Source organism: Mycobacterium paraffinicum (assembly GCF_001907675.1).
GTDB classification, from domain to species: domain Bacteria; phylum Actinomycetota; class Actinomycetes; order Mycobacteriales; family Mycobacteriaceae; genus Mycobacterium; species Mycobacterium paraffinicum_A.
Map to the genome: position 1 here is coordinate 77,630 of NZ_MPNT01000014.1, position 22,628 is coordinate 100,257.

General features: G+C 69.1%; 20 protein-coding genes and 1 tRNA gene. 11 read left to right on the forward strand and 10 right to left on the reverse strand.

Features of this window, described 5'->3' with window-relative positions; genetic code table 11:
• From BRW65_RS16645 to BRW65_RS16655, 3 genes are read left to right on the forward strand one after another with little or no spacing between them, the layout of a single operon-like run.
• Nucleotides 1-924 carry a potassium-transporting ATPase subunit C gene (locus tag BRW65_RS16645; protein ID WP_073876412.1) on the forward strand — a complete coding sequence of 308 codons (924 nt, stop codon included), beginning with the start codon at nt 1-3 and terminating at the stop codon, nt 922-924.
• A 15-nt stretch (nt 925-939) separates the two neighbouring features.
• A complete protein-coding gene (locus tag BRW65_RS16650; RefSeq protein ID WP_244168112.1) occupies nt 940-3,504 on the forward strand; it encodes a sensor histidine kinase in 2,565 nt (854 codons plus the stop codon).
• Nucleotides 3,501-4,181 (forward strand): response regulator, encoded by a 681-nt coding sequence (locus BRW65_RS16655; protein ID WP_073876416.1) that lies wholly within the window; start codon nt 3,501-3,503, stop codon nt 4,179-4,181. The genes BRW65_RS16650 and BRW65_RS16655 overlap by 4 nt, the downstream gene beginning before the upstream one ends.
• 53 nt (nt 4,182-4,234) lie before the next feature.
• Here the strand turns inward: BRW65_RS16655 and BRW65_RS16660 are convergent, their stop codons facing one another.
• The 8 genes from BRW65_RS16660 to mfd all read right to left on the reverse strand — a co-directional run bounded on the left by BRW65_RS16660 (nt 4,235) and on the right by mfd (nt 13,626).
• Nucleotides 4,235-4,543 carry a hypothetical protein gene (locus tag BRW65_RS16660; RefSeq protein WP_432206431.1) on the reverse strand — a complete coding sequence of 103 codons (309 nt, stop codon included), beginning with the start codon at nt 4,541-4,543 and terminating at the stop codon, nt 4,235-4,237.
• An 82-nt stretch (nt 4,544-4,625) separates the two neighbouring features.
• The gene (locus tag BRW65_RS16665; RefSeq protein WP_073876420.1) at nt 4,626-5,570 is read right to left on the reverse strand and encodes a Ppx/GppA phosphatase family protein; all 945 of its coding nucleotides are present in this window, start codon (nt 5,568-5,570) and stop codon (nt 4,626-4,628) included.
• Nucleotides 5,564-6,052 carry a DUF501 domain-containing protein gene (locus tag BRW65_RS16670; protein WP_073876422.1) on the reverse strand — a complete coding sequence of 163 codons (489 nt, stop codon included), beginning with the start codon at nt 6,050-6,052 and terminating at the stop codon, nt 5,564-5,566. Before BRW65_RS16670 ends, BRW65_RS16665 begins: the two co-directional genes overlap by 7 nt.
• The gene (locus BRW65_RS16675) at nt 6,045-6,707 is read right to left on the reverse strand and encodes an FtsB family cell division protein (protein WP_073876424.1); all 663 of its coding nucleotides are present in this window, start codon (nt 6,705-6,707) and stop codon (nt 6,045-6,047) included. The genes BRW65_RS16670 and BRW65_RS16675 overlap by 8 nt, the downstream gene beginning before the upstream one ends.
• A 1-nt stretch (nt 6,708) precedes the next feature.
• Nucleotides 6,709-7,998, reverse strand: a complete 1,290-nt coding sequence (gene eno / locus BRW65_RS16680) for a phosphopyruvate hydratase (RefSeq protein WP_073876426.1) — start codon at nt 7,996-7,998, stop codon at nt 6,709-6,711.
• Nucleotides 7,999-8,066: 68 nt separating this feature from the next.
• On the reverse strand, nt 8,067-8,795 hold the full coding sequence (locus BRW65_RS16685; protein ID WP_139273155.1) for a lytic transglycosylase domain-containing protein: 729 nt from the start codon (nt 8,793-8,795) through the stop codon (nt 8,067-8,069).
• 143 nt (nt 8,796-8,938) lie between these two features.
• The gene (locus tag BRW65_RS16690; protein ID WP_073876430.1) at nt 8,939-9,913 is read right to left on the reverse strand and encodes a nucleoside triphosphate pyrophosphohydrolase; all 975 of its coding nucleotides are present in this window, start codon (nt 9,911-9,913) and stop codon (nt 8,939-8,941) included.
• Entirely contained in the window at nt 9,910-13,626 is a 3,717-nt protein-coding gene (mfd, locus tag BRW65_RS16695) for a transcription-repair coupling factor (RefSeq protein ID WP_244168113.1), read from the reverse strand. The genes BRW65_RS16690 and mfd overlap by 4 nt, the downstream gene beginning before the upstream one ends.
• 107 nt (nt 13,627-13,733) lie before the next feature.
• Between mfd and lysA the strand changes: the two genes are divergently transcribed.
• Nucleotides 13,734-15,074, forward strand: coding sequence for a diaminopimelate decarboxylase (gene lysA / locus BRW65_RS16700; RefSeq protein WP_073876432.1), 1,341 nt, complete (start codon nt 13,734-13,736; stop codon nt 15,072-15,074).
• Nucleotides 15,075-15,101: 27 nt separating this feature from the next.
• Here lysA and BRW65_RS16705 read toward each other — a convergent pair whose 3' ends face one another.
• Nucleotides 15,102-16,055: an SDR family NAD(P)-dependent oxidoreductase gene (locus BRW65_RS16705; protein WP_073876434.1), complete on the reverse strand. Its 954-nt coding sequence runs from the start codon at nt 16,053-16,055 to the stop codon at nt 15,102-15,104.
• Between the two features lie 101 nt (nt 16,056-16,156).
• Between BRW65_RS16705 and BRW65_RS16710 the strand changes: the two genes are divergently transcribed.
• Nucleotides 16,157-17,002 carry a helix-turn-helix transcriptional regulator gene (locus tag BRW65_RS16710; protein WP_073876436.1) on the forward strand — a complete coding sequence of 282 codons (846 nt, stop codon included), beginning with the start codon at nt 16,157-16,159 and terminating at the stop codon, nt 17,000-17,002.
• Nucleotides 17,003-17,008: 6 nt separating this feature from the next.
• Here BRW65_RS16710 and BRW65_RS16715 read toward each other — a convergent pair whose 3' ends face one another.
• A complete protein-coding gene (locus BRW65_RS16715; RefSeq protein ID WP_139273156.1) occupies nt 17,009-17,602 on the reverse strand; it encodes a TetR/AcrR family transcriptional regulator in 594 nt (197 codons plus the stop codon).
• A 168-nt stretch (nt 17,603-17,770) separates the two neighbouring features.
• Here BRW65_RS16715 and BRW65_RS16720 point away from each other — a divergent pair.
• The 6 genes from BRW65_RS16720 to BRW65_RS16745 all read left to right on the forward strand — a co-directional run bounded on the left by BRW65_RS16720 (nt 17,771) and on the right by BRW65_RS16745 (nt 22,567).
• Nucleotides 17,771-17,842: transfer RNA gene (locus tag BRW65_RS16720), tRNA-Gln, on the forward strand.
• Nucleotides 17,843-18,019: 177 nt separating this feature from the next.
• Nucleotides 18,020-19,486 (forward strand): bifunctional UDP-N-acetylglucosamine diphosphorylase/glucosamine-1-phosphate N-acetyltransferase GlmU, encoded by a 1,467-nt coding sequence (gene glmU / locus BRW65_RS16725; protein ID WP_073876535.1) that lies wholly within the window; start codon nt 18,020-18,022, stop codon nt 19,484-19,486.
• A gap of 100 nt (nt 19,487-19,586) precedes the next feature.
• A complete protein-coding gene (locus BRW65_RS16730) occupies nt 19,587-20,567 on the forward strand; it encodes a ribose-phosphate diphosphokinase (RefSeq protein WP_067759508.1) in 981 nt (326 codons plus the stop codon).
• Nucleotides 20,568-20,912: an arsenate reductase (glutaredoxin) gene (gene arsC / locus BRW65_RS16735; protein ID WP_073876440.1), complete on the forward strand. Its 345-nt coding sequence runs from the start codon at nt 20,568-20,570 to the stop codon at nt 20,910-20,912. It begins immediately after the preceding gene.
• Nucleotides 20,909-21,556: an LpqN/LpqT family lipoprotein gene (locus tag BRW65_RS16740; RefSeq protein ID WP_073876442.1), complete on the forward strand. Its 648-nt coding sequence runs from the start codon at nt 20,909-20,911 to the stop codon at nt 21,554-21,556. The genes arsC and BRW65_RS16740 overlap by 4 nt, the downstream gene beginning before the upstream one ends.
• A 129-nt stretch (nt 21,557-21,685) precedes the next feature.
• Nucleotides 21,686-22,567 (forward strand): oxidoreductase, encoded by an 882-nt coding sequence (locus BRW65_RS16745; protein ID WP_073876444.1) that lies wholly within the window; start codon nt 21,686-21,688, stop codon nt 22,565-22,567.
• Nucleotides 22,568-22,628 lie beyond the last annotated feature (61 nt).

Here is a 22,628-nt window from a genome sequence, read left to right on the forward strand (position 1 = left end):
ATGAAGTTCTCGAATTTCGTCCGCGTGCACTGGACGGCCTTTCGCGCGCTGTTGGTGCTGACCGTCATCACCGGCCTCGCCTACCCGGTCTTCATCTGGCTCGTCGCGCAGATACCGGGACTGCACGACAAGGCCGAGGGATCGATCCTGACCGCCAACGGCAAGCCGGTCGGCAGCCGGCTGATCGGTCAACTGTTCACCGACAAAGACGGCAACCCGCTGCCCCAGTACTTCCAAAGCCGCCCGTCGGCGGCCGGCAACGGCTATGACCCGCTCTCCTCGGGCGCAAGCAATCTCGGGCCGGAAAGCGTCGTCGACACGCCCGCCGATCCGGCGCAATTGGCATCCGGCAAGTCCGCTTCGGACGCGGGCTTCAAGCCGAGCCTGCTGACCACCGTGTGTTCCCGCAGCGCCGCGGTGGGCCAGCTCGAAGGTGTGGACGGGTCGCGACCGTTCTGCACCGGCGGCGGTGTGGGCGCCGTGCTGTCGGTGATCGGGCCGCGCGACGCCCGCGGCAACGTCACCCACCCCACCCGAGTGGTCAGCGTCAACGAGCCGTGCCCGACGACGCCGGCGCCGTTCGTGACGCTCTACGAGGGCGTGCGGGTCGAATGCGCGAAGTACGGCGAGGACTACACGATCGGTCAGATCGTGCCCGTCCGCGGCGCCGCACCCGCCGATCCCGCCGTGCCCGCCGACGCCGTCACCGCCAGCGGCAGCGGCCTGGACCCCAACATCTCGCCGGCCTACGCCGACCTCCAGGTCGCCCGGGTGGCCAAGGCCCGGCACGTCAGCCCGGACCAGATCCGTCAGGTGTTGGCGCAGAATCGAAACGGCCGCATCCTCGGGTTCTTCGGTGAACCGTGCGTCAACGTGTTGCAGCTCAACCTGCAACTCGACCGCCGGTATCCGGTCACGAGCTAGCGCGGAGGAGGGATGATGGTTCAGGTGAGAGGCCGGAGCCAACATCCCAAGCGCGGCGAGCTGCGCATCTACCTCGGCGCGGCGCCGGGTGTCGGTAAAACGTACGCGATGCTCGGGGAGGCACACCGGCGCTTGGAACGCGGCACGGACGTGGTGGCCGCCGTCATCGAGACACACGGGCGGCACAAGACCGCCAGCCTGATGGAAGGGATCGAGATCGTCCCGCCGCGCTATCTCAAGTACCGCGGTGCAAGCTTCGCAGAACTCGACGTGCCCGCGGTATTGGCCCGTCGCCCACAGGTCGCCCTGGTCGACGAGCTCGCCCACACCAACACGCCGGGCAGCAAAAACGCCAAGCGCTGGCAGGACGTCGAGGAATTGCTCGACGCGGGGATCACGGTGATATCCACCGTCAACGTCCAGCACCTGGAAAGCCTCAACGACGTCGTCGCCCAAATCACCGGCATCGAACAGAAAGAGACCATCCCGGACTCCATCGTCCGACAGGCTTCCCAGGTCGAGCTGATCGATATCACGCCGGAAGCATTGCGCCGCAGACTTTCCCACGGAAATGTGTACGCCCCGGAGCGAATCGACGCGGCGCTGTCCAACTACTTTCGCCAGGGCAACCTCACCGCGCTAAGGGAACTCGCGCTGCTCTGGCTGGCCGACCAGGTCGACACGGCGCTGGCCAAATACCGCGCCGAAAACAAGATCACCGAAACGTGGGAGGCCCGCGAGCGGGTCGTGGTGGCGGTCACCGGCGGCCCGGAATCGGAGACGCTGGTGCGGCGAGCGTCCCGCATCGCGTCGAAGTCGAGCGCCGAGCTGATGGTGGTGCACGTCATCCGCGGTGATGGCCTGGCGGGCCTGTCGGAGGCGCGGATGGGCAAGATCCGTGAGCTGGCGAGCAGTCTGGATGCCTCGCTGCACACTGTCGTCGGTGACGACGTGCCCACCGCCCTACTCGATTTCGCCCGCGAGATGAACGCCACTCAGCTGGTGATCGGCACCTCCCGCCGGTCGCGGTGGGCGCGCATCTTCGAGGAGGGCATCGGCGCGACGATCGTCGAGCGGTCCGCAAAGATTGACGTGCACCTGGTGACCCACGAGGAATCCAAGCGCGGCTTTCGCGCGGCGTCGCTGGCGCCCAATGAGCGCCGGGTGGCGTCGTGGCTGGCGGCATTCATCGTGCCGTCGCTCATCTGCGCGGTGATCGTGACGGCGCTCGACAGGTACCTGGGCACCAGCGGCGACAGCGCCCTGTTCTTCGTCGGAGTCTTGGTGGTCGGGCTACTGGGAGGCGTTGCGCCGGCGGTGGTCTCGGCGGTGTTGTCCAGCCTGCTGCTGAACTACTTCCTGACCGCCCCCCGGCACACGTTCACCATCGCCGAACCCGACGCCGCCGTCACCGAACTCGTGCTGCTGCTGATCGCGGTCGCCGTCGCGGTGCTGGTCGACGGCGCGGCCAAGCGCACCCGCGAGGCCCGGCGCGCCTCGCAGGAGGCCGAACTGCTGACGCTGTTCGCGGGCTCGGTGCTGCGCGGGGCCGACCTCGAGACGCTGCTCGAGCGGGTGCGCGAGACCTACTCGCAACGCGCGGTCAGCATGCTGCGCGAGCCCGGCGGGGAGGACCACGGCGGCAGCAAGAGGGGCGAGGTCGTCGCGTGCGTGGGCCGAGACCCTTGTGTCACGGTCGATTCCGCCGATACCGCGATCGAGGTCGGCGACGACGAGTTCTGGATGCTGTTGGCGGGCCGAAAGCTTTCGGCCCGCGACCGGCGGGTGCTGGGCGCGGTGGCCAAACAGGCCGCGGGCCTGATCCGGCAGCGCGAACTGGCCGAGGAAGCCAGCCGGGCCGAGGCGATCGTGCGGGCCGACGAGTTGCGGCGTTCCCTGCTGTCGGCGGTCAGCCACGACCTGCGTACGCCGTTGGCGGCGGCCAAGGTTGCGGTGTCCAGCCTGCGCGCCGAGGACGTCGCCTTCTCCCCCGCCGACACGGCGGAACTGCTGGCGACCATCGAGGAGTCCATCGACCAGCTGACCGCGCTGGTCGGAAACCTGCTCGATTCGTCGCGTCTGGCCGCCGGGGTGGTGCACCCCGACCTGCGCCGCGTGTATCTGGAGGAAACGGTGCAACGCGCGCTGATCAGCATCGGCAAGGGGGCCACCGGTTTCTACCGCTCTGCCATCGACCGGGTGAAAGTCGACGTGGGTGACGCCGTGGTGCTGGCCGACGCAGGTTTGCTGGAACGCGTCCTGGCCAACCTGATCGACAATGCGCTGCGGTACGCGCCCGACTGTGTGGTGCGGGTCAACGCGGGGCGCGTCGGCGATCGGGTGCTGATCAACGTCATCGACGAGGGACCCGGCATCCCGCACGGGACCGAGGAGCAGATCTTCGAAGCGTTTCAGCGCCTCGGCGATCACGACAACACCACCGGGGTGGGCCTGGGCATGTCGGTAGCGCGCGGCTTTGTCGAAGCCATGGGCGGGACCATCACGGCCGGGGACACCCCGGGCGGCGGTCTCACGGTCGTGGTCGAATTGGCTGCGCCAGAAATGGTTGGGGCGCGATGACCCGCGTGTTGGTGATCGACGACGAGCCGCAGATCCTGCGGGCGCTTCGCATCAACCTGTCGGTGCGGGGCTACGAGGTGATCACCGCGTCCAGCGGCGCCGGCGCGCTGCGCGCCGCCGCGGAGCACAAACCCGACGTGGTGATCCTCGACCTGGGACTCCCCGACATCTCCGGCATCGACGTGCTGGCCGGGTTGCGGGGGTGGCTCACCGCGCCCGTGATCGTGTTGTCGGCGCGCACCGACTCGTCGGACAAGGTCGAGGCGCTCGACGCCGGGGCCGACGATTACGTCACCAAACCCTTTGGCATGGACGAGTTTTTGGCTCGGCTGCGGGCGGCGGTCCGGCGCAATACCGCGGCGTCCGAGCTGGAGCAGCCGGTGATCGAGACGGACGCGTTCACCGTCGATCTGGCGGCCAAGAAGGTCACCAAGAACGGTGCCGAGGTTCACCTCACCCCCACCGAATGGGGAATGCTCGAAGTGCTGGTCCGCAACCGGGGCAAGCTGGTCGGCCGCGAAGAGCTCCTCAAAGAGGTGTGGGGTCCCGCGTATGCCACCGAAACGCATTATCTACGAGTGTATTTGGCGCAACTGCGGCGCAAGCTCGAGGACGACCCGTCGCAGCCCAAGCACTTGCTGACCGAGTCGGGCATGGGGTATCGGTTCGAGGTGTGAGTCACAGGCGCCAGTTGCGTACCGGCCTGGAGACGATGCAATCTTTGTTCACCTCATAGCGACAACTTGGCGGCCTCGCGTAACGCGTGCACACGGTGGATAATCCGGTACTCGGTCGCGTGGGGGATGTGCTCCGGCCCGTACCGGCCCCGACGCAGTTGTCGTACCCGGCCCCGCGCGATCTCCCAGCGCAGCGCATCTGACACGGTTTTCGACGGCCTGCCGCGGACACGAAACCCTTGGCGGCCGAGCAGGTCGACCATTTCAGAGACGGTCGCCGGCCCGTGCTGCCAAAGGTGGAGGGCCAGGACGTACCGAAGCTCGATGCCATGAAGCGAGATCATCAGGTAACCGTCGCACAGAGGTACGACAACCAAATTGTCGCTATGAGGTGGACAAAACGTGCATCATCCTCCGCGCGGGGACCAATGGGGCGGATGTGACTCAACCGGCGATCGACAACACGATGCCGTCCAGGATGTCGTGCTCGCTGACCGTCAGCTCGTCGATGCCGGCGCGGGCGCGCAGTTCGCGCGCCAACTCCTCGACCACGATCGCACCGCCGCCGATCACGTCGGCGCGGCCCTCATGCATGGGACCCAAAGCGGCGCGCTCGGATCGCGGCATGGCGATCAGCCGCTCGCACACCGCCAGCAGATCGCTGTCCGGAACGCGCGAAAGATGAATGGCCGCAGAATCATACGCCGTCAAGTTGTGGGCCAGCGCGGACAGGGTCGTCATCGTTCCGGCCACCCCAACCCAGGTTCGCGCCCGCTCGACGGGCACCACGCCCAGCGCGACGTCGAGCCGCTCGCGCACCACCGCCCGGGCCGCCGCCACCTCGCCGGGCGTCGGCGGATCCGAGTGCAGGCAGCGTTCGGTCAGCCGGACGCAACCGATGTCGGCGGAGTAGCTAGCCACCACGGCATCCCCGCCGAGCACGATCTCGGTGGAGCCACCACCCAAGTCGACAACGACGAACGGGCCTGAGGCCGGGTCCAATTCGCCGACGGCCCCGCGGAACGAGAGGGCGGCCTCCTCGGCTCCGGTGATCACCTCCGCCACCGCGCCCGGCACCACGGCGCCCAGCACCTCGGCCGTCATCGCAAAGAAGTCATCCCGATTGGCCACGTCGCGCGCCGCCGAGGTCGCCACCATCCGCACCCGCTCGACGCCGTGCCGCTGCAGCAGCGCGACGTAATCGGCGAGCGCATCCCGCGTGCGGGCGATCGCCTCCGGCGCGAACTCGCCCGTCGCATCAACCCCCTGGCCCAGCCGCACGATCCGCGTCTCGCGATGCACGTCGCGCAGCCGGCCGTCGCGCACGTCGGCAATCAGCAACCGGATCGAGTTTGTCCCGCAGTCGATCCCGGCGAGCCTGCTCACCACTGCCCCGCCACCAGGATGCCGGCCATGGCGGGCTCGGGCGCCAGGATCGCGAGCGCCTCATCGCCGAGCGGGTTGCACCCCGGCCCCTTGGCCAGCGAGTGCGCGATCAGCACGTGCAGGCACTTGACCCGGTCCGGCATCCCGCCGCCGGAAAAGGTCGTCCCCAGCGGCTCGATCGCATCGCGTTCGGCCAAGTACGATTCGTGCGCCCGACGATAGGCGGCCGCCAAATCCGGGTCATGCCGCAGCCGCTCGGACATCTCGCGCATCAACCCGGTCGTCTCCAGCCTGCTCGCGGCCGCGGTGAGCACCGGATGCGTCAGGTAGTACAACGTCGGAAACGGTGTGCCGTCAGGAAGTTTCGGTGCGGTCTTCACGACACCGGGCTCGCCGCTGGGGCAGCGGTAGGCAATCTCGAGCACGCCTCGTGGCTCACGCCCGAGCTGACGCGCCACGGCCTCCAGGTCGGCACGATCAACCACCGGGCGCCGTAGGGCTCGGCGGCGGAACAGGACCGGCGGGACCCGGTTCGGGCGGCGGCACATTGGCCCGGGGCAGATGCGGCGCATCGGCGATGGTGTGCCACAGCGACGTGTACCAGGGATCGGTGTTGGCGGGTTTTGCCGCTTGGCCTCCAGGCTCGCTGGGAGCGGCCGTCGGCGGAAGCTGAACCTGGAACGGGATGTCGCCAGGCTTCACGAAGCCGAGCCTCTCGCGGGCCTGCGCCGCGATGTAGGCGGGGTCGCCGAGCTTGGCCTTCCTCTGCTCGAGGTCGGCGATCTGGCGGCGCAGCGCGGCTTCGCTCGCCGTCAACTGATTCATCTCGGTGCGCTGCGCGAAGTAGGTGCGTACCGGGCCGGCGATGGTCAGCGTCAGCACGCAGACGACCGCCGCCAGCACCGCCGCGCGTCGCGCGGTGAAACCCAGCCGTTGCTCGGACCGCTGTTCGACCGATTCCGCGGCCTGCCGCTTGATGGGCTCGACGACATGCTCGAAAACCGTTCGGGGGCTGGCCTGCTTCGCGGTGCTGGACGGCTTGGAAGTCGGCTTGGCCGTGCGGCGGCGCCGAACCGGATCACCGGCCTTCCCCGGACGCGATGCCGGGGAGCGCCGTTTCGGATCCGGCTTGGCGGGCAAGCTATTTGGCCTCCGGCGCGTAGCGCGGGAAGGCCAGATCGCCGGCGTACCGGGCGGCGTCGCCCAGCGCCTCCTCGATCCGCAGCAGCTGGTTGTACTTGGCAACGCGCTCGCTGCGGGCCGGCGCTCCGGTCTTGATCTGCCCACTGCCGACGGCCACCGCCAGGTCGGCGATCGTGGTGTCCTCCGTCTCGCCGCTGCGGTGACTCATCATGGTGCGGTACCCGCTGTGGTGGGCGAGCGCGACCGCGTCGAGCGTCTCGGTCAGCGTGCCGATCTGATTCACCTTGACCAGCAACGCGTTTGCGACGCCCTTCTCGATACCCTCCTCGAGGCGTTCGGGATTGGTAACGAAGATGTCGTCGCCGACGATCTGCACGCGGTCACCGATCGAGGCCGTCAGGGCCGCCCAGCCGTCCCAATCGTCCTCGGAGAGTGGGTCTTCGATGGACACCAGCGGGTAGGAGCCGAGCAGCCCGGCGTAGAACTCCGCCATCTGCTCGGCGGTGCGGGTGCTGCCCTCGAAGGCGTATCCGGTGCCGTCGGTGTAGAACTCGGTGGCCGCCGCGTCCAGCGCCAGCGCCACGTCGACGCCCAACTTGAACCCGGCCGACTCGATGGCGCTGCCGATCAGGTCCAGCGCCGCGGTGGTGCCGGCCACGTCGGGCGCGAAACCGCCCTCGTCCCCCAGGCCGGTGCTCAGGCCCTGCTTCTTCAGCACCGACTTGAGCGAGTGATACACCTCGGCGCCCCAGCGCAACGCCTCACTGAAGCTGGGGGCGCCGATCGGGGCCACCATGAACTCCTGAATGTCGACCGCGGTGTCGGCGTGCGCGCCACCGTTGAGGATGTTCATCATCGGCACCGGCAGGATGTGCGCGTTCGGTCCCCCGATGTAGCGGAACAGCGGCAACTCGGCGGAGTCGGCGGCAGCCTTGGCGACCGCCAGCGACACACCCAGGATCGCGTTGCCGCCCAGGCGGGACTTGTCGGGGGTGCCGTCGAGATCGACCAGGGCCTGGTCCACCAGCCGCTGGTCGTCGGCGTTGAGCCCGATCACCGCCGGGCCGATCTCGTCGAGGACGGCCTCCACGGCCTTGCGCACGCCCTTGCCGCCGTATCGCTCGCCGCCGTCGCGTAACTCGACGGCCTCATGCTCGCCGGTCGACGCCCCGGACGGCACCGCCGCGCGGGCAAATGTCCCGTCGATCAGGGCGATTTCGACCTCGACCGTCGGGTTACCGCGGGAGTCGAGGATCTCGCGGGCCCCGACCTGCTCGATAATCGGCACTGAGTTTCTCCTTGTTCCTAGCTGGTGCCGGCCTCGGGCCGCCGTTAGTTAAAGCCTGCTACATCCTGCTACAGCGGGTGACCCGCCGCATAAGCGGTCGCCCAGTCGCGCACCGCCCGCGCGTAGACGCCCGAGTTGTTGTAGGCCCGCAGCGCGGTGATCCAACCGCGCGGGGTCGCCAGATCTTTGCCCCGCCAACACAGGTAACCCGCCGCCGCGAGCGCCGCGTCGTCGATGTTGTCCGGGCTGACCCGACCGTCGTTGTGGGCGTCGACACCGTACAACCGCCAGGTCTCCGGGATGAACTGCATCGGCCCCATGGCCCGCACCACCCCGTCGTCGTCGGTCACCGGTTCCTCGCTGTCGACGATGCGCAGGGTGCCGCCGCTGCCGTCCAGGCGGACACCGCGGATCGGCGGGCTCACGTCGCCGTTGGGCGCCAGTCGGGCGCCGCGGTAGGTGCCGTGATGGCTCTCGACCTGTCCGATGCCCGCCAGGGTGGTCCACGCGATATGGCACTTGGGGTTTTCGACCTCGGCGACCCGCGCGGCGTACGCGTACGCCTCCAGCGCGATCACCGGAATCTCGAGCGCCGCCGACCGCTGTTCGGCCCAGGCTCGAAGCTGGTCCGCGGGGCGGCCGCTGGCGTGGGTGTCCACCGGGGGCACCGGGGCACCCGCGGGCGGCGGGACGCCCTCCGGAATGAAGAGGCTGAGCTGCCACGTGCAGCTGGAGGCCATCAGCATCGCGGTCGCGCCGATCACGGCAGCCGCGCGCAACCAACGCCTCGGCGACACCATGCTGGTTAAAGCTCCCTCAAATCCCCTGCACCGACATCCGCAACCATCGTCCCATGTGTTCCGGTGTTGCCCGGCCGCGTCGGGGCCCCCCGGCACAGGATTTCGATTAATTATCGGTTAGCTCCAAGCACCTTTCGTGGTCACTCGTCGTCGACCGCGGCCGCATCGGGCGCCTCGTCCGATGGCCAGTGCGCACGCCACTCCTCTTCGGTGACCTCCCCGAGGGGTGCCACGTCGAACTCCTCCGGGACGCCGACGCCGCGGCGCGCCGCGGCGATCGCCCGTTCGACCTCGCGGACCGTGTCTACGAACTCCAGAACCGCCGACCGCAGTGCGCCTTCGGCGTCGCCATCGGCCGACACCGAGATGGACGTGATCCCGGCGGGGACCAGGTCGGCGGGCAGGCCGGCCCTCTCGGCGCGCTGAATCACCTTCTGCGCCAGCGCCAATGCCGGCTGCCCGGTATGCACGTCGTCCATCACCGATTTCCGGGGCTTTTCGGCGGCCTTGCGCTCTTCCCATTGGGCCAACTGCTCTTCCAGCGAAATGGTCTGGCCCGCAAGCACGCCCGGCACCCGATTGCCCAGCTTGCGCATCAGCGTGACGGCGACGTCGTCGATGGTGAACGGAAGCTGCGGCGCGTCCTCGGCGATGCGCGCATGAAAGAGCACCTGCAGCAACACGTCGCCGAGTTCTTCGCGCAACTGGTCGGCACTGCCGCTGCGGACCGCGTCCAACAGTTCGTAGGTCTCCTCGAGCAAAAACCGGCGCAGCGAGTCGTGGGTTTGCTCGCTCTCCCAAGGGCCGGCGGTGCGGAGCTTGTCCATCATCGCCACGGCGTCGACCAGTCGTTCGCCGCGGGGCGTGTCGGGCGCCGAGATCAGCCGGGCCCCCGCCGCCAGCCGCGCGGTGACGGCCGGATGGTCGGGGTCGGAGGACAGCAGCACCGGCGCGGGATCATCGGGGTCCCCGGCATGCACGGGACGCGCCGCCGGCAGCGACCACGGCACCGCGACGGGCATCTCCTCGGTGTACTGCACCTCGCCGCTGAGATGTTCGATCGCTTCGACGGGCACCAGCGATGGGCGGCGCGGGTCGAACAAGACCACGATCATGCGCGCCGCTCCTCCCCGCTCGTCGCTCGGCCTGATCGCCCGACTGCTCCTCGGGCCGGTTCCCGGCCCGCATCGTCGTCGAGCGGCGGTGACCCCGTTATACCAATCTCTATCTGTGGTTTTCCCTGCAGCGCCGTCACCAGATTGGCCACCATCTGCACCAGCTCGACGTCGCGGATGCGTGCCGCCCCGACGCCGCCGGCCCGCGGGATGGGCACCTGCACGGTCGAGGTCGTGGCGCGGTAGCCCGCCGACGGATACATCCGCTTGAGGCGCACCTGGGCCGAATCGGGCAGCGTCATCGGCGACAGCCGCACGGTGGCCGCCGACGGGGCGGACACCTCGGTGATGCCGGCGGCGCGGCACAGCAGCCGCAATCGCGCGACCGCCACCAGGCGCAGGGCGGGTTCGGGCAGCGCGCCGTAGCGGTCGACGAGTTCGTCCACGACGGCGTCGACGGCCGCGTCGTCGGAAGCGGCCGCCAGCCGCCGGTAGGCCTCCAACCGCAGCCGGTCGCTGGCGATGTAGTCCGGCGGCAGGTGCGCGTCCACCGGCAGGTCGATCCGCACGTCCTTGGGCTCCTCGGCGGTCGTGACGGTTTGACCGTCGGCGGCCGCACGGTAGGCCTCCACGGCCTCGCCCACCAGCCGGACGTACAGGTCGAACCCGACCCCGGCGACGTGTCCGGACTGCTCCACGCCCAGCACGTTGCCGGCTCCGCGGATCTCCAGGTCCTTCAGCGCGACCGCCATGCCCGCGCCCAGTTCGTTGTTCTGCGCGATGGTCGCCAGCCGGTCGTAGGCCGTCTCGGTCAGCGGCGCGTGCTGCGGATACAGGAAGTAGGCGTACCCACGCTCGCGGCTGCGGCCCACCCGTCCGCGCAGCTGGTGCAGCTGCGACAGCCCGAAGGTGTCGGCGCGCTCGACGATCAACGTGTTGGCGTTGGAGATGTCCAACCCGGTCTCCACGATCGTCGTGCACACGAGGATGTCGTATTCGCGGTTCCAGAACCCCTGCACGGTGCGTTCCAGCCGGTCCTCGGGCATCTGGCCGTGCGCGACGACCACGCGCGCCTCGGCCACCAGGTCGCGAACGTGCGCGGCGGCGCGGTCGATCGAGCTGACCCGGTTGTGCACGTAGAAGGCCTGCCCGTCGCGCAGCAGCTCACGCCGCAGGGCGGCCGCGACCTGCTTGTCGTCGTGCGGGCCGACGTAGGTCAGCACGGGATAGCGCTCTTCGGGCGGTGTCAGGATGGTCGACATCTCGCGGATCCCGGCCAGGCTCATCTCCAAGGTCCGCGGGATGGGGGTGGCGCTCATGGTCAGCACGTCGACGTGGGTGCGCAGCGACTTGATGTGCTCCTTGTGCTCGACGCCGAACCGCTGCTCCTCGTCGACAACGACCAACCCGAGGTCCTTCCAGCGCACCCCGGTCTGCAGCAGCCGGTGCGTGCCGATCACGACGTCCACCGAGCCGTCGGCCAGACCGTTGATCACGGCGCGGGACTCGGTGTTGTCGGTGAACCGCGAGAGCCCCTTGACGGTCACGGGGAAGCCGGCCATCCGGTCGGTGAACGTCTGCAGGTGCTGATCCGCCAGCAGGGTGGTGGGCACCAGCACGGCCACCTGCTTGCCGTCCTGGACCGCCTTGAACGCCGCGCGCACCGCGATCTCGGTCTTGCCGTAGCCGACGTCGCCGCAGATCACCCGGTCCATCGGGATCGGCTTTTCCATGTCGGCCTTGACCTCGGTGATGGCGGTGAGCTGGTCGACGGTCTCGGTGAAGCCGAACGCGTCCTCCATCTCGGCCTGCCACGGAGTGTCGGGTGAAAACGCGTGGCCGGGGCTGGCCTGCCGCTTGGCGTAGAGCGCGACGAGCTCCCCGGCGATCTCGCGCACCGCGCGGCGGGCCTTGGTCTTGGTGTTGGCCCAGTCGCTGCCGCCCAGCTTGGAGAGCGCCGGCGCCTGCCCGCCGACGTAGCGGGACAGCTGGTCCAGGGAGTCCATCGGGACGTACAACTTGTCGGAGCCGCCGCCCCGCTTGCTGGATGCGTACTCGAGCACCAGGTACTCGCGCCGGGCGCCGCCGACCGTGCGCTCCGTCATCTCGACGAACCGCCCAATGCCGTGCTGGTCGTGCACCACCAGGTCGCCGGCCGTCAGGGCCAGCGGGTCGACGGTGTTGCGCCGCTTGGCCGCCAGCCGCTTGCCCTCGACGGCGCTGGTCCGGCTGCCGGTCAGGTCGGTCTCGGTGATGACGACAAGGTTGGCGCCGGGGATGACCACCCCGTCGTGCAGCGGACCCTTGAGCACGCTGACGATCCCGGGCTTGAGCGCCGTGTTCGCCGCGTCCGGTTCCAGCATGGCGGCGGGGGTGTCCGAATCGGCGAGCCGCTCGACGACGCGGTGGGCGGTCCCAGTGCCAGGGGCGACGACGGCGGCGTAGCCGCCGGTCGAGACGTGCGCGCGCAGCATCGCGAAGATGCCGTCGATGTCCTGCTGGTGCCCGCGGGCCGACGGCGCCGCGCGGATGTCCAGCTCCACCGCCGATTCGTCGGACAACTGGCTCAGCGTCCACCACGGGTGACCGGACTTCGCCGCCGCGGCGTGCACGTCGTCCAGTTCGGCGAACCCCGATCCGCCGAACTGCGCCACGTCGACGGGCGCATCGGTGCCCAGCGCCGCCACCGACCAGGACGCCTCGAGGAATTCGCTGCCCGTCTTGATCAGGTCGGCGGCGCGGGTGCGCACCTTCTCGGGGTCGCACAGCAGCACCGGCGTGCCCTTGGCCAGTTGGTCGGTCAGCAGGACGTGCTCGCCGGGCCGCAGCACCGGCAGCAGCGCCTCCATGCCGTCGACCGCGATGCCCTCGGCCAGTTTCGCCAGCATGTCGGTGACGCTGCCGGTGATGGCGGGCTCGGACCCGGAGTGCCGGGCGGCGAGCGCGGCGGCCCGTTCCCGCACCTCGTCGGTCAGCAGCAGCTCGCGGCAGGCCACCGCGATCACCGTGTCGACCTCGATCTCGGGTATCGAGCGCTGGTCGGCGACGGCGAACATCCGCATCTCGCTGACCTCGTCACCCCAGAACTCGATGCGCACCGGGTGCTCGGCGGTCGGCGGGAAGACGTCGAGGATGCCCCCGCGCACCGCGAACTCGCCGCGCCGGCCCACCATGTCGACCCGGGTGTAGGCCAGCTCCACCAGCCGGGCGACGACGTCTTCGAAGGCGATCTCCTCGCCGACTTTGAACGTGACCGGCTCGAGCAGGCCCAACTCCGGCGTCATCGGTTGCATCAACGAGCGCACCGCGGTCACCACGACCCGCAGCGGTGGCCCCAGCCGCGCATCGTCGGGATGCGCCAACCTGCGCAGCACCGTCAGCCTGGCGCCGACCGTGTCGACGCCCGGCGACAATCGCTCGTGCGGCAGGGTCTCCCACGACGGGAAAGCCGCGACGGCATCGCCGAAGACGCCGCGCAATTCAGCGGTTAGGTCGTCGGCTTCGCGCCCCGTCGCGGTGACCACGAGCAACGGCCCCAACCGCGCCAGCGCGCTTGCCACGAAAAGCCGTGCACTGGCTGGACCCACCAGGCGAAGCTCGGCCGGTCGCTCGGCCGCGCTTTCGATCAGTTGCTGGAAGGTCGGCGCGGTGAGCGCCAATTCAACGAGCCCCGCGATCGGGGGTTCTGGGCGAGCAGGCCCCGGTGCGGTCATGATGAATCCATTCTAGGGGCGCCAGGATTCGTCAATATTGAGCCCGGCGCCGTCAAGGGTTCGTAAGGAAGACGGCCTTCGGCTCCGCGCGGGCGCACGTTGGGCTCATGACATTGCTGGACATCTTCCCGTCGCTCGGTCACGCCGCCCCGCCGCGGTTCGACCCCGCGATCTGGCCCATCACCGCCCACCCCGACGAGCAGGGCGGGCTCTGCATCGGCGATGTGCCCCTGGCGGATATCGCCGACGAGTTCGGAACGCCGGCCTACGTCATCGACGAAACCGACTTCCGGAGCCGCGCCCGCCGCTACCGCAAGTCGCTGCGCGGTGTCCAGGTCGTCTATGCCGGGAAATCGCTGCTGACCACAGCCGTGGCCCGCTGGGCCCGCGACGAGGGCCTCGGCATCGACGTCTGCTCGGCCGGTGAACTGGCCGTCGCCCTCGCCGGTGGGGTGGACCCGGCCCGGATCGTCATGCACGGCAACGCCAAGTCTCCCGACGAGTTGCGCGAGGCGGTGCGCGTCGGGGTCGGGCGGATCGTGCTGGATTCCTGCATGGAGATCGCGTACCTGGCCGGCCTCGCGCGCAGGCGCCAGCCGGTCCTCATCCGGGTGACCCCGGACATCGACATTCACGGACACCGCGCGGTGACGACCGGTGTCAGCGACCAGAAGTTCGGCTTCACCCTCGCCGGGGGCCACGCCGCCGAGGCGGTCAGACGGGTCCTGGCGCACCCGATCCTCGACCTGGTCGGCCTGCACTGCCACATCGGTTCGCAGGTCACCGACCCTGCGCTGTACGGCGAAGCGATTCACCGGCTGATCGCCGCGATGGCCGACATCCGGGCCCGGCACGGCGTCATCCTGACCGAGCTCAACCTCGGCGGCGGCCACGCCATCCCCTACGTTCCCGGCGACCGCGAACTCGACCTCGACGCGCTGGCCCGCGTCATCGAGGACGCGCTCGACGAGGCCTGCGCCGCCGAGCATTTCCCCCGCCCGAGCGTGGTGGTGGAGCCCGGCCGGGCCATCAGCGGCCGCGCCGGCGTCACCCTGTACCGGGTGTGCTCGGTGAAGACGCAGTCCGGCGGGCGCACCTTCGTCGCCGTCGACGGCGGCATGAGCGACAACCCCCGGGTGTCGCTGTACGGCGCCCGCTACACCGTCGCGCTGGCGAACCGGCAACCGCTGGGCCTCAAGCAACTCGTCACCGTGGCCGGCCGGCACTGCGAAGCCGGCGACGAAATAGCCCGCGACATCGAGCTACCCGCCGACGTGCGCGCCGGGGACCTATTGGCGGTGGCCTGCACCGGCGCCTACCACCACAGCATGGCGTCGAACTACAACATGGTCGCCCGGCCGGCCGTCGTCGGCGTCAGCGACGGTCGCGCCCGCGAGCTGGTCCGCCGCGAGACGGTTGCCGACCTGCTGGCCCGCGACCGCGGCTAGTGGGGAGTGCGAGCGCCGCGGGCTAGCCTAGGGCCCACATTCGGCGGCCGCCGCGCCCGCGAGGAGTTCCCCTGTGGCCTCCCACAGCCGAGCCTCACGAGCTGCATCATTCGCGAACGGCTTTACCTCGCGCTCCCTGTCCTTGACGACGAAGCCGCCGCCGGAGAGCTGCGCCCAGCGATCGTCGAGGACGATCGACGCCAGCGCCGGACCGGAGTCGGTGGGCGAAGAGACGCGCGGGATGCGCTCTACGAGGCGTCCGACCCGTTGCAGGCCGGGGCCGTGGTCCCTGCTCAGGGCCGTACCCGGCATGAAGCCCGGCTCGAAGACCGACACGTTGATCCCCGTTGGAGCGCGCCGCTGCAATTCATGCGCGTAGTACAGGATCGCCAGTTTGGAGTTCGAGTAGGCGATGCCGGACTGCTCGGATGTCGCCGGCGTGTCCGGGGAAGCGGGCCGCGCCAGCTCGACCGGATCGCGCCACACCGCCGGCGGAACTTTGAGAATCCGGCGAAAGATGTTCTGGTGGTAGGTATTTGAACCCACCAGCACGACCCGGGCGGGCGCGACGAACGTGTCCAGCAGATCGCCGACGAGCTGAGCGTGCGCGAGGTAGTTCACCGCGAAGGTCAGTTCATATCCGTCAGCGGACGCGTTGTGGGTGTCGGCGACCATGACGCCGGCGTTGGCCACGAGTCCGCGCAGCGGGCGCACCGCGCCGTCGGCAAGCAGGTCTTTGACCTGGCGGCCGGCGTCGCGGACATCGACCAGCCGGGCGAGGTCGCAGCCGATGTGGTGGACGGTTGCGCCCGCCGCCCGGGCAAGCTCTGCGACCTCGGTCAGAGCTTGCCCTGCCCTACCGACGAGCAGGAGGTCCGGACGCTGCGATGCGGGGCGGTTGGCAATCGCCAGCGTCGCGGCCTTTCCCAGCCCGCTCGTCGGCCCGGTGATCAACACAGTTCCCGAAGCAATCGAATTCATTCCCCCAGCTTCGGTCCATCTCTGGCAACCAGGCAGTCGTCCGGTTTTCGTAGGACTGCCAGTACCAGGACAGGAACCCGCGAATCGCGCACAGTAAAGAGATGGACAAGTGGGAGTTCGGCCGGATGGTGCGCCGCTGGCGCGACCGCGTGCCTCCCACGGCGGTCGGCGTTCCGGTCGGTGGACGCCGCCGCGCGGTGGGGCTGCGCCGGGAAGAGCTGGCCGGGCTGGCCGGGATTTCGGTCGACTATCTGACCAGGCTGGAACAGGGGCGGGCCACGTCGCCTTCGGCTCAGGTGGTGGAGGCGCTGACCCGTGCGCTACGGGTCTCCGACGCCGAGCGGGATCTGCTGTTTCGGCTGGCCGGGCATGTGACCCCTGGACTCGACGTCGTCTCGTCGCGCATCACCCCGAGCGTGCAACGCCTGCTCGACCGCCTGGCGCACACACCCGTCGCCGTCTACGACGCGACCTGGAACCTCCTGGTCGCCAACGCGCCATACGACGCACTGATGGGGCCGACGACGAGCTGGCGGGGAATCGAACGTAACGCAGTCTGGCGCAACGTCGTCGGCCCTGGCAGTCGCGCCGTCCACAACGCCGAGGAGCAAGCCGAATTCGAGGCTGGATTGATCGCCGACCTGCGACTGACGGCCGCCCGGTATCCGGCGGATCAGCGTCTCAAGCAATTGACTCGCGACCTCGCGGCACAAAGCCCACGCTTCGTCCAGCTTTGGGAATCCGGCGCCGCGGCGCCGCACCGCGATCGCAGCCGGCGCAAGACCATCGATCATCCGGACGTCGGCCACATCACGCTTGACTGCGACGTGCTGATCGTCGCCGCCGACGACCTGCGCATCATGATCTACACCGCCGAACCCGGGACGGAAGACGCCGAGCGCCTCGCCCTCGCGATCGTCTTGGGCACACAGTCGCTGGTCGACTGACAACTGTTACTCGTCCTGCAACCTGGGGTCGGCCTCCAGATGGGTCAGCCCGTTCCACATCAGGTTGACCAGGTGCGCGGCGACCACTTCCTTCTTGGGCTCCCGCGTGTCGAGCCACCACTGTGCCGTCATCGACACCGAGCCCACCAGCGCCTGCGCGTACAGCGGCGCCAGCTCCGGATCCAGGCCGCGGCGGGCGAAGTCGCCGGCCAGGATGGAGCTGACCTGGTTGACGGCGTCGTTGAGCAGGCTGGAGTAGGTGCCCGAGCTGATCGCAGCCGGTGAGTCGCGGATCATGATGCGAAAGCCGTCGGTGCGCTCCTCGACATACGTGAGCAACGCCAGCGCGACCCGCTCGACCCGGACCCTGGACCGGTTGTTGGTCAGCGACGAGGTGATCATGTCCAGCAGCGCCGACATCTCGCGGTCGACGACGACGGCGTACAGCCCCTCCTTGCCGCCGAAGTGCTCGTAGACGACCGGCTTGGACACGTTGGCGCGCAGCGCGATCTCCTCGATCGAGGTGCCCTCGTAGCCGCGTTCGGCGAACAGCGAGCGCGCGATGCCGATGAGTTGTTGCCGGCGTTCGGTACCGGTCATCCGGGCACGCGGCGCGCGCGCCTCCTTGTCCGGCTCCTTGTCGAGAACAGCCACGTCAATCAGCGTATAGCTTCGCCGGGGCCAAACCGCCCGTCTTTCCCTCGGCGCCGCGGTCGGCCCGCGAACCGTCTAAAGTCTCTTGGTGGCGCGGGCCGATGGGCCTTGCAATCCGTCGTGGTGTAATCGGCAGCACCTCTGATTTTGGTTCAGATAGTTCAGGTTCGAGTCCTGGCGACGGAGCTTGGCTTCCTGGGTCGAGTGTGGGGCCTATGCACGAATTCGCCGCAGTTCCCGTACGCAGGCCCCACAGTCGAGCGTGTCGGACCGAAGTGGTCTTTGCGTCCACATCAGGTGTGGTGCCACGCTTGACGGCGTGTCGTCGCAAGGAGACGACGTTCAAGCCGGTGAGGAGAGTTGATGGCGGCTCGTGGTGATACCGCGGTCCTGGTGCTGGCGGCCGGGCCCGGCACCCGGATGCGGTCGGACACCCCCAAGGTGCTGCACACGATCGCCGGGCGCAGCATGTTGTCCCACCTGCTGCACGCGATCACCAAGGTCGCGCCGCACCACCTGGTGGTGGTCCTCGGCCACGACCACCAGCGCATCTCCCCGCTGGTCGCCGAATGGGCCGACGGCCTGGGGCGCGCCATCGAGGTCGCCCTGCAGGACCGACCGCTGGGCACCGGCCACGCGGTCCTCTGTGGCCTGTCCGCGCTGCCCGAGGACTACGCCGGCGTGGTCGTGGTCACCTCGGGCGACACGCCGCTGCTGGACTCCGACACCCTGGCCGACCTGATCGCGACGCACGACGCCGGATCGGCCGCGGCGACGGTGCTCACCACGACGCTCGATGACCCCACCGGCTACGGCCGCATCCTGCGCACCCAGGACAACGAGGTCACCGCGATCGTGGAACACGCCGACGCGACGCCCTCCCAGCGCGAGATCCGCGAGGTCAACGCCGGTGTTTATGCCTTCGACGTTCCCGCGTTGCGCTCGGCGCTGAACCGGCTGAGCTCGAACAACGCGCAGCAGGAGCTGTACCTGACCGACGTGATCGCCATCCTGCGCGGCGACGGGCGGGCCATCCACGCCCAGCACGTCGACGACAGCGCGCTGGTGGCAGGCGTGAACAACCGCGTGCAGCTGGCGCAATTGGGCGCCGAACTCAACCGCCGGATCGTCGCCGCCCACCAGATGGCCGGAGTGACGGTGGTCGACCCGGCGACCACCTGGATCGACGTCGACGTCACGATCGGTCGCGACACCGTCATCCACCCCGGCACGCAGCTGCTGGGCCGCACCCAACTGGGCGGCCACTGCGTCGTCGGCCCGGACACCACGCTCACCGACGTGACCGTCGGTGACGGCGCGTCGGTGGTGCGCACCCACGGCACGTCGTCGTCCATCGGTGCCGGCGCCACGGTCGGGCCCTTCACCTACCTGCGGCCCGGCACGGTGCTCGGCGACGACGGCAAGCTCGGCGCGTTCGTCGAGACCAAGAACTCCACGATCGGCACCGGCACCAAGGTTCCGCACCTGACCTACGTCGGCGACGCCGACATCGGCGAACACAGCAACATCGGCGCGTCGAGCGTCTTCGTCAACTACGACGGCACGTCCAAGGCCCGCACCACTATCGGCTCGCACGTGCGCACCGGGTCGGACACCATGTTCGTCGCCCCGGTGACGGTCGGCGACGGGGCGTACACCGGCGCGGGGACCGTGGTCCGCGACGACGTCCCGCCGGGCGCGCTCGCGGTGTCCGCCGGCCCACAACGCAACATCGAGGGCTGGGTGCAGAGCAAACGGCCGGGCAGCGCTGCGGCGGAAGCGGCCGAAAAGGCGGCGAAGACCCAGCATGAGACGCGCGAGCGCGAATAGACATTGTGATTTTGCTATCTGGTAACCCGGCCACATTTCCGTACCATTCGCTACGTACGATTAGCCATTCCCTTTTGATCCGAACGGCGAGGGCAGTGCGTTGAGCCACGACTGGACCGACAACCGCAAAAACCTGATGCTCTTCTCCGGACGTGCGCACCCGGAGTTGGCCGAGCAGGTCGCAAAGGAGCTCGACGTTCACGTCACCGCCCAGACGGCGCGGGAGTTCGCCAACGGCGAGATCTTCGTCCGGTTCGACGAGTCGGTCCGCGGGTGCGACGCCTTCGTCCTGCAGTCGGCCCCGGCGCCGGTGAACGACTGGCTGATGGAACAGCTGATCATGATCGACGCGCTCAAGCGCGGCAGCGCCAAGCGGATCACCGCCGTCATGCCGTTCTACCCCTACGCCCGCCAGGACAAGAAGCATCGCGGTCGCGAACCGATCTCGGCGCGACTGGTCGCCGACCTGCTCAAGACCGCGGGGGCCGACCGGATCGTGACCGTCGACCTGCACACCGACCAGATCCAGGGGTTCTTCGACGGGCCGGTCGACCACATGCGCGGGCAGAACCTGCTGACCGGGTATATCCGGGACAACTACCCGGACGGGAACATGGTCGTGGTCTCCCCCGATTCGGGGCGGGTGCGGATCGCCGAGAAGTGGGCCGACGCGCTGGGCGGCGTCCCGCTGGCCTTCATCCACAAGACCCGCGACCCGCGGGTGCCCAACCAGGTGGTGTCCAACCGCGTCGTCGGCGAGGTCCAGGGCAGGACCTGCGTGCTGATCGACGACATGATCGACACCGGCGGCACCATCGCCGGCGCGGTCAAGTTGCTGCGCGACGAGGGCGCCGGTGACGTGATCATCGCAGCGACCCATGGCGTGCTGTCCGACCCGGCCGCCGAGCGGCTCGCGGCATCCGGCGCCCGCGAGGTGATCGTCACCAACACGCTGCCGATCGGCGAGGAGAAGCGTTTCCCCCAGCTCACGGTCTTGTCCATCGCACCGCTGTTGGCCAGCACCATCCGCGCCGTCTTCGAAAACGGCTCCGTCACGGGGCTGTTCGACGGAGACGCCTAGATGGCCGATACCGTCATCTACCACAACCCCCGCTGCAGCACGTCTCGCAAGACACTGGACTTGTTGCGCGACAACGGCGTTGAGCCGACGATCATCGAGTACCTGAAGAATCCGCCGTCGCGCGGCGAGCTGGTGAAGATGATCGACGACGCCGGAATCGACGTGCGGACCGCGGTCCGCAGGCGTGAATCGCTCTACGCCGAACTGAATCTGGCCGACGCGACCGACGACGAGTTGCTCGACGCGATGGCCGAACACCCGATCCTGATCGAGCGGCCGTTCGTCGTCACGCCGAAGGGCACCCGGCTGGCCCGGCCGGTCGACGCGGTCCGCGAGATTCTGTGAGACGTGGGTACGCGGCGGCGGCCATCGCGCTGACGCTGTCCGCGGTGGCGTGCGGCCCGAAAACGCCCGACTACCAATCGATCTGGTCGACGACTCCGACCACCACGACCACCACGACGCGCGTCGAAAAGCCCGTTCCCCTGTCGCAATATCTGCAGAACATCGGTGTCACCGGCCAGCAAGTGGCGCCGGGCAACCTGCCCGACTTGACGGTGTCGATCCCGACGCCCCCGGGCTGGTCGGTGGCGAGCAATCCGCACATCTCGCCGGAGACGCTGATGATCTCCAAGGGCAACAAGTATCCGACCGCCAGGCTTGTGGTGTTCAAGCTGAATGGCGATTTCGATCCGACGCAGGTGATTCAGCACGGCAACGACGACGCCCAGCTGTTCGAGAACTTCAAGCAGCTCGACGCCTCGACGACGCCCTACAACGGCTTTCCCTCGTCGATGATTCAGGGCAGCTACGACTTGGACGGCACCCGGCTGCACAGCTTCAACCGGATCGTCATTGCCACCGGGTCGCCGCCCGCCAAGCAGCGCTACCTGGTTCAACTCACCATCACCGGCCTGGCCAACGAGGCGGTGGCGCAGTCCACCGACATCGAGGCGATCATGCGAGGGTTCGTCGTCGCGGCGAAGTGATCGGCGTCGTCGGGCCCCGCCGAGATTGCCACCATGGTCGTGATCGCGGCCCGAACCACAGCCCTGACGGCAATCTCGGCGCGTCATGAGGAGCGCCGGGCACCGATGGGCCCTATAGGCTCGTCAGCCATGACGAACTGGACCGCCGCCGACCTGCCCTCGTTCGCGGGGCGCACCGTGATCATCACCGGGGCCAACAGCGGGCTCGGCGCCGTGACCGCCCGAGAGCTGGCGCGCCGGGGCGCCACGCTGATCATGGCGGTCCGCGACGTACGCAAAGGCGAGCAGGCCGCGCTGCAGATACGGGGCACCCAGACCGGCCCGGTCGAAGTGCGCCCCCTCGACCTGCAGAACCTGGCGTCGGTGCGCGAATTCGCCGAGGGCGTCGACAACGTCGACGTGCTGATCAACAACGCGGGCATCATGGCCGCCCCCTATGCGCAGACCGTCGACGGCTTCGAGAGCCAGGTCGGCACCAACCACCTCGGGCATTTCGCGCTCACCAACTTGTTGCTGCCCAAGCTCACCGATCGGGTGGTCACGGTGTCCTCGATGGCGCACTGGGCGGGTCGGATCAGCCTCGACGACCTGAACTGGAAGACGCGGCGGTACTCACCCTGGCTGGCCTACAGCCAGTCCAAGCTCGCCAACCTGCTGTTCACCAGCGAACTGCAGCGCCGGCTGAATGCGGCCGGTTCGACGCTGCGCGCGCTGGCCGCCCACCCCGGCTACTCGCACACCAACCTGCAGGGGGCCTCGGGCCGCAAGCTGGGCGACGCGATGATGTCGGCGGTCAGCCGGGTGGTGGCCACCGACGCGGACTTCGGCGCGCGCCAGACGCTGTACGCGGCGTCGCAGGACCTGCCGGGCGACACGTTCGTCGGGCCGCGGTTCGGCCAGCTGGGCCGCAGCCAACCGGTGGCCCGCAGCCGGCGGGCGCAGGACCCGGCGATGGCCCGGGCGCTCTGGGAGCTGTCCGAGCAGCTCACCGGCACCAAATTTCCGCTCTGAGGTGCAGATGCGCTAACCTGACCGGGCGTCACGGCGAGGGTGACTGGCCAGCCAGCACCGT

Excerpts from the sequence above, each read along its gene's own strand:
- BRW65_RS16645 (WP_073876412.1), top strand. The coding sequence starts at position 1 with ATGAAGTTCTCGAATTTCGTCCGCGTGCACTGGACGGCCTTTCGCGCG.
- BRW65_RS16650 (WP_244168112.1), top strand. The coding sequence starts at position 940 with ATGGTTCAGGTGAGAGGCCGGAGCCAACATCCCAAGCGCGGCGAGCTG.
- BRW65_RS16655 (WP_073876416.1), top strand. The coding sequence starts at position 3,501 with ATGACCCGCGTGTTGGTGATCGACGACGAGCCGCAGATCCTGCGGGCG.
- BRW65_RS16690 (WP_073876430.1), bottom strand. The coding sequence starts at position 9,913 with ATGATCGTGGTCTTGTTCGACCCGCGCCGCCCATCGCTGGTGCCCGTC.
- mfd (WP_244168113.1), bottom strand. The coding sequence starts at position 13,626 with ATGACCGCACCGGGGCCTGCTCGCCCAGAACCCCCGATCGCGGGGCTC.
- lysA (WP_073876432.1), top strand. The coding sequence starts at position 13,734 with ATGACATTGCTGGACATCTTCCCGTCGCTCGGTCACGCCGCCCCGCCG.
- BRW65_RS16705 (WP_073876434.1), bottom strand. The coding sequence starts at position 16,055 with ATGAATTCGATTGCTTCGGGAACTGTGTTGATCACCGGGCCGACGAGC.
- BRW65_RS16710 (WP_073876436.1), top strand. The coding sequence starts at position 16,157 with ATGGACAAGTGGGAGTTCGGCCGGATGGTGCGCCGCTGGCGCGACCGC.
- BRW65_RS16715 (WP_139273156.1), bottom strand. The coding sequence starts at position 17,602 with ATGACCGGTACCGAACGCCGGCAACAACTCATCGGCATCGCGCGCTCG.
- glmU (WP_073876535.1), top strand. The coding sequence starts at position 18,020 with ATGGCGGCTCGTGGTGATACCGCGGTCCTGGTGCTGGCGGCCGGGCCC.
- arsC (WP_073876440.1), top strand. The coding sequence starts at position 20,568 with ATGGCCGATACCGTCATCTACCACAACCCCCGCTGCAGCACGTCTCGC.
- BRW65_RS16745 (WP_073876444.1), top strand. The coding sequence starts at position 21,686 with ATGACGAACTGGACCGCCGCCGACCTGCCCTCGTTCGCGGGGCGCACC.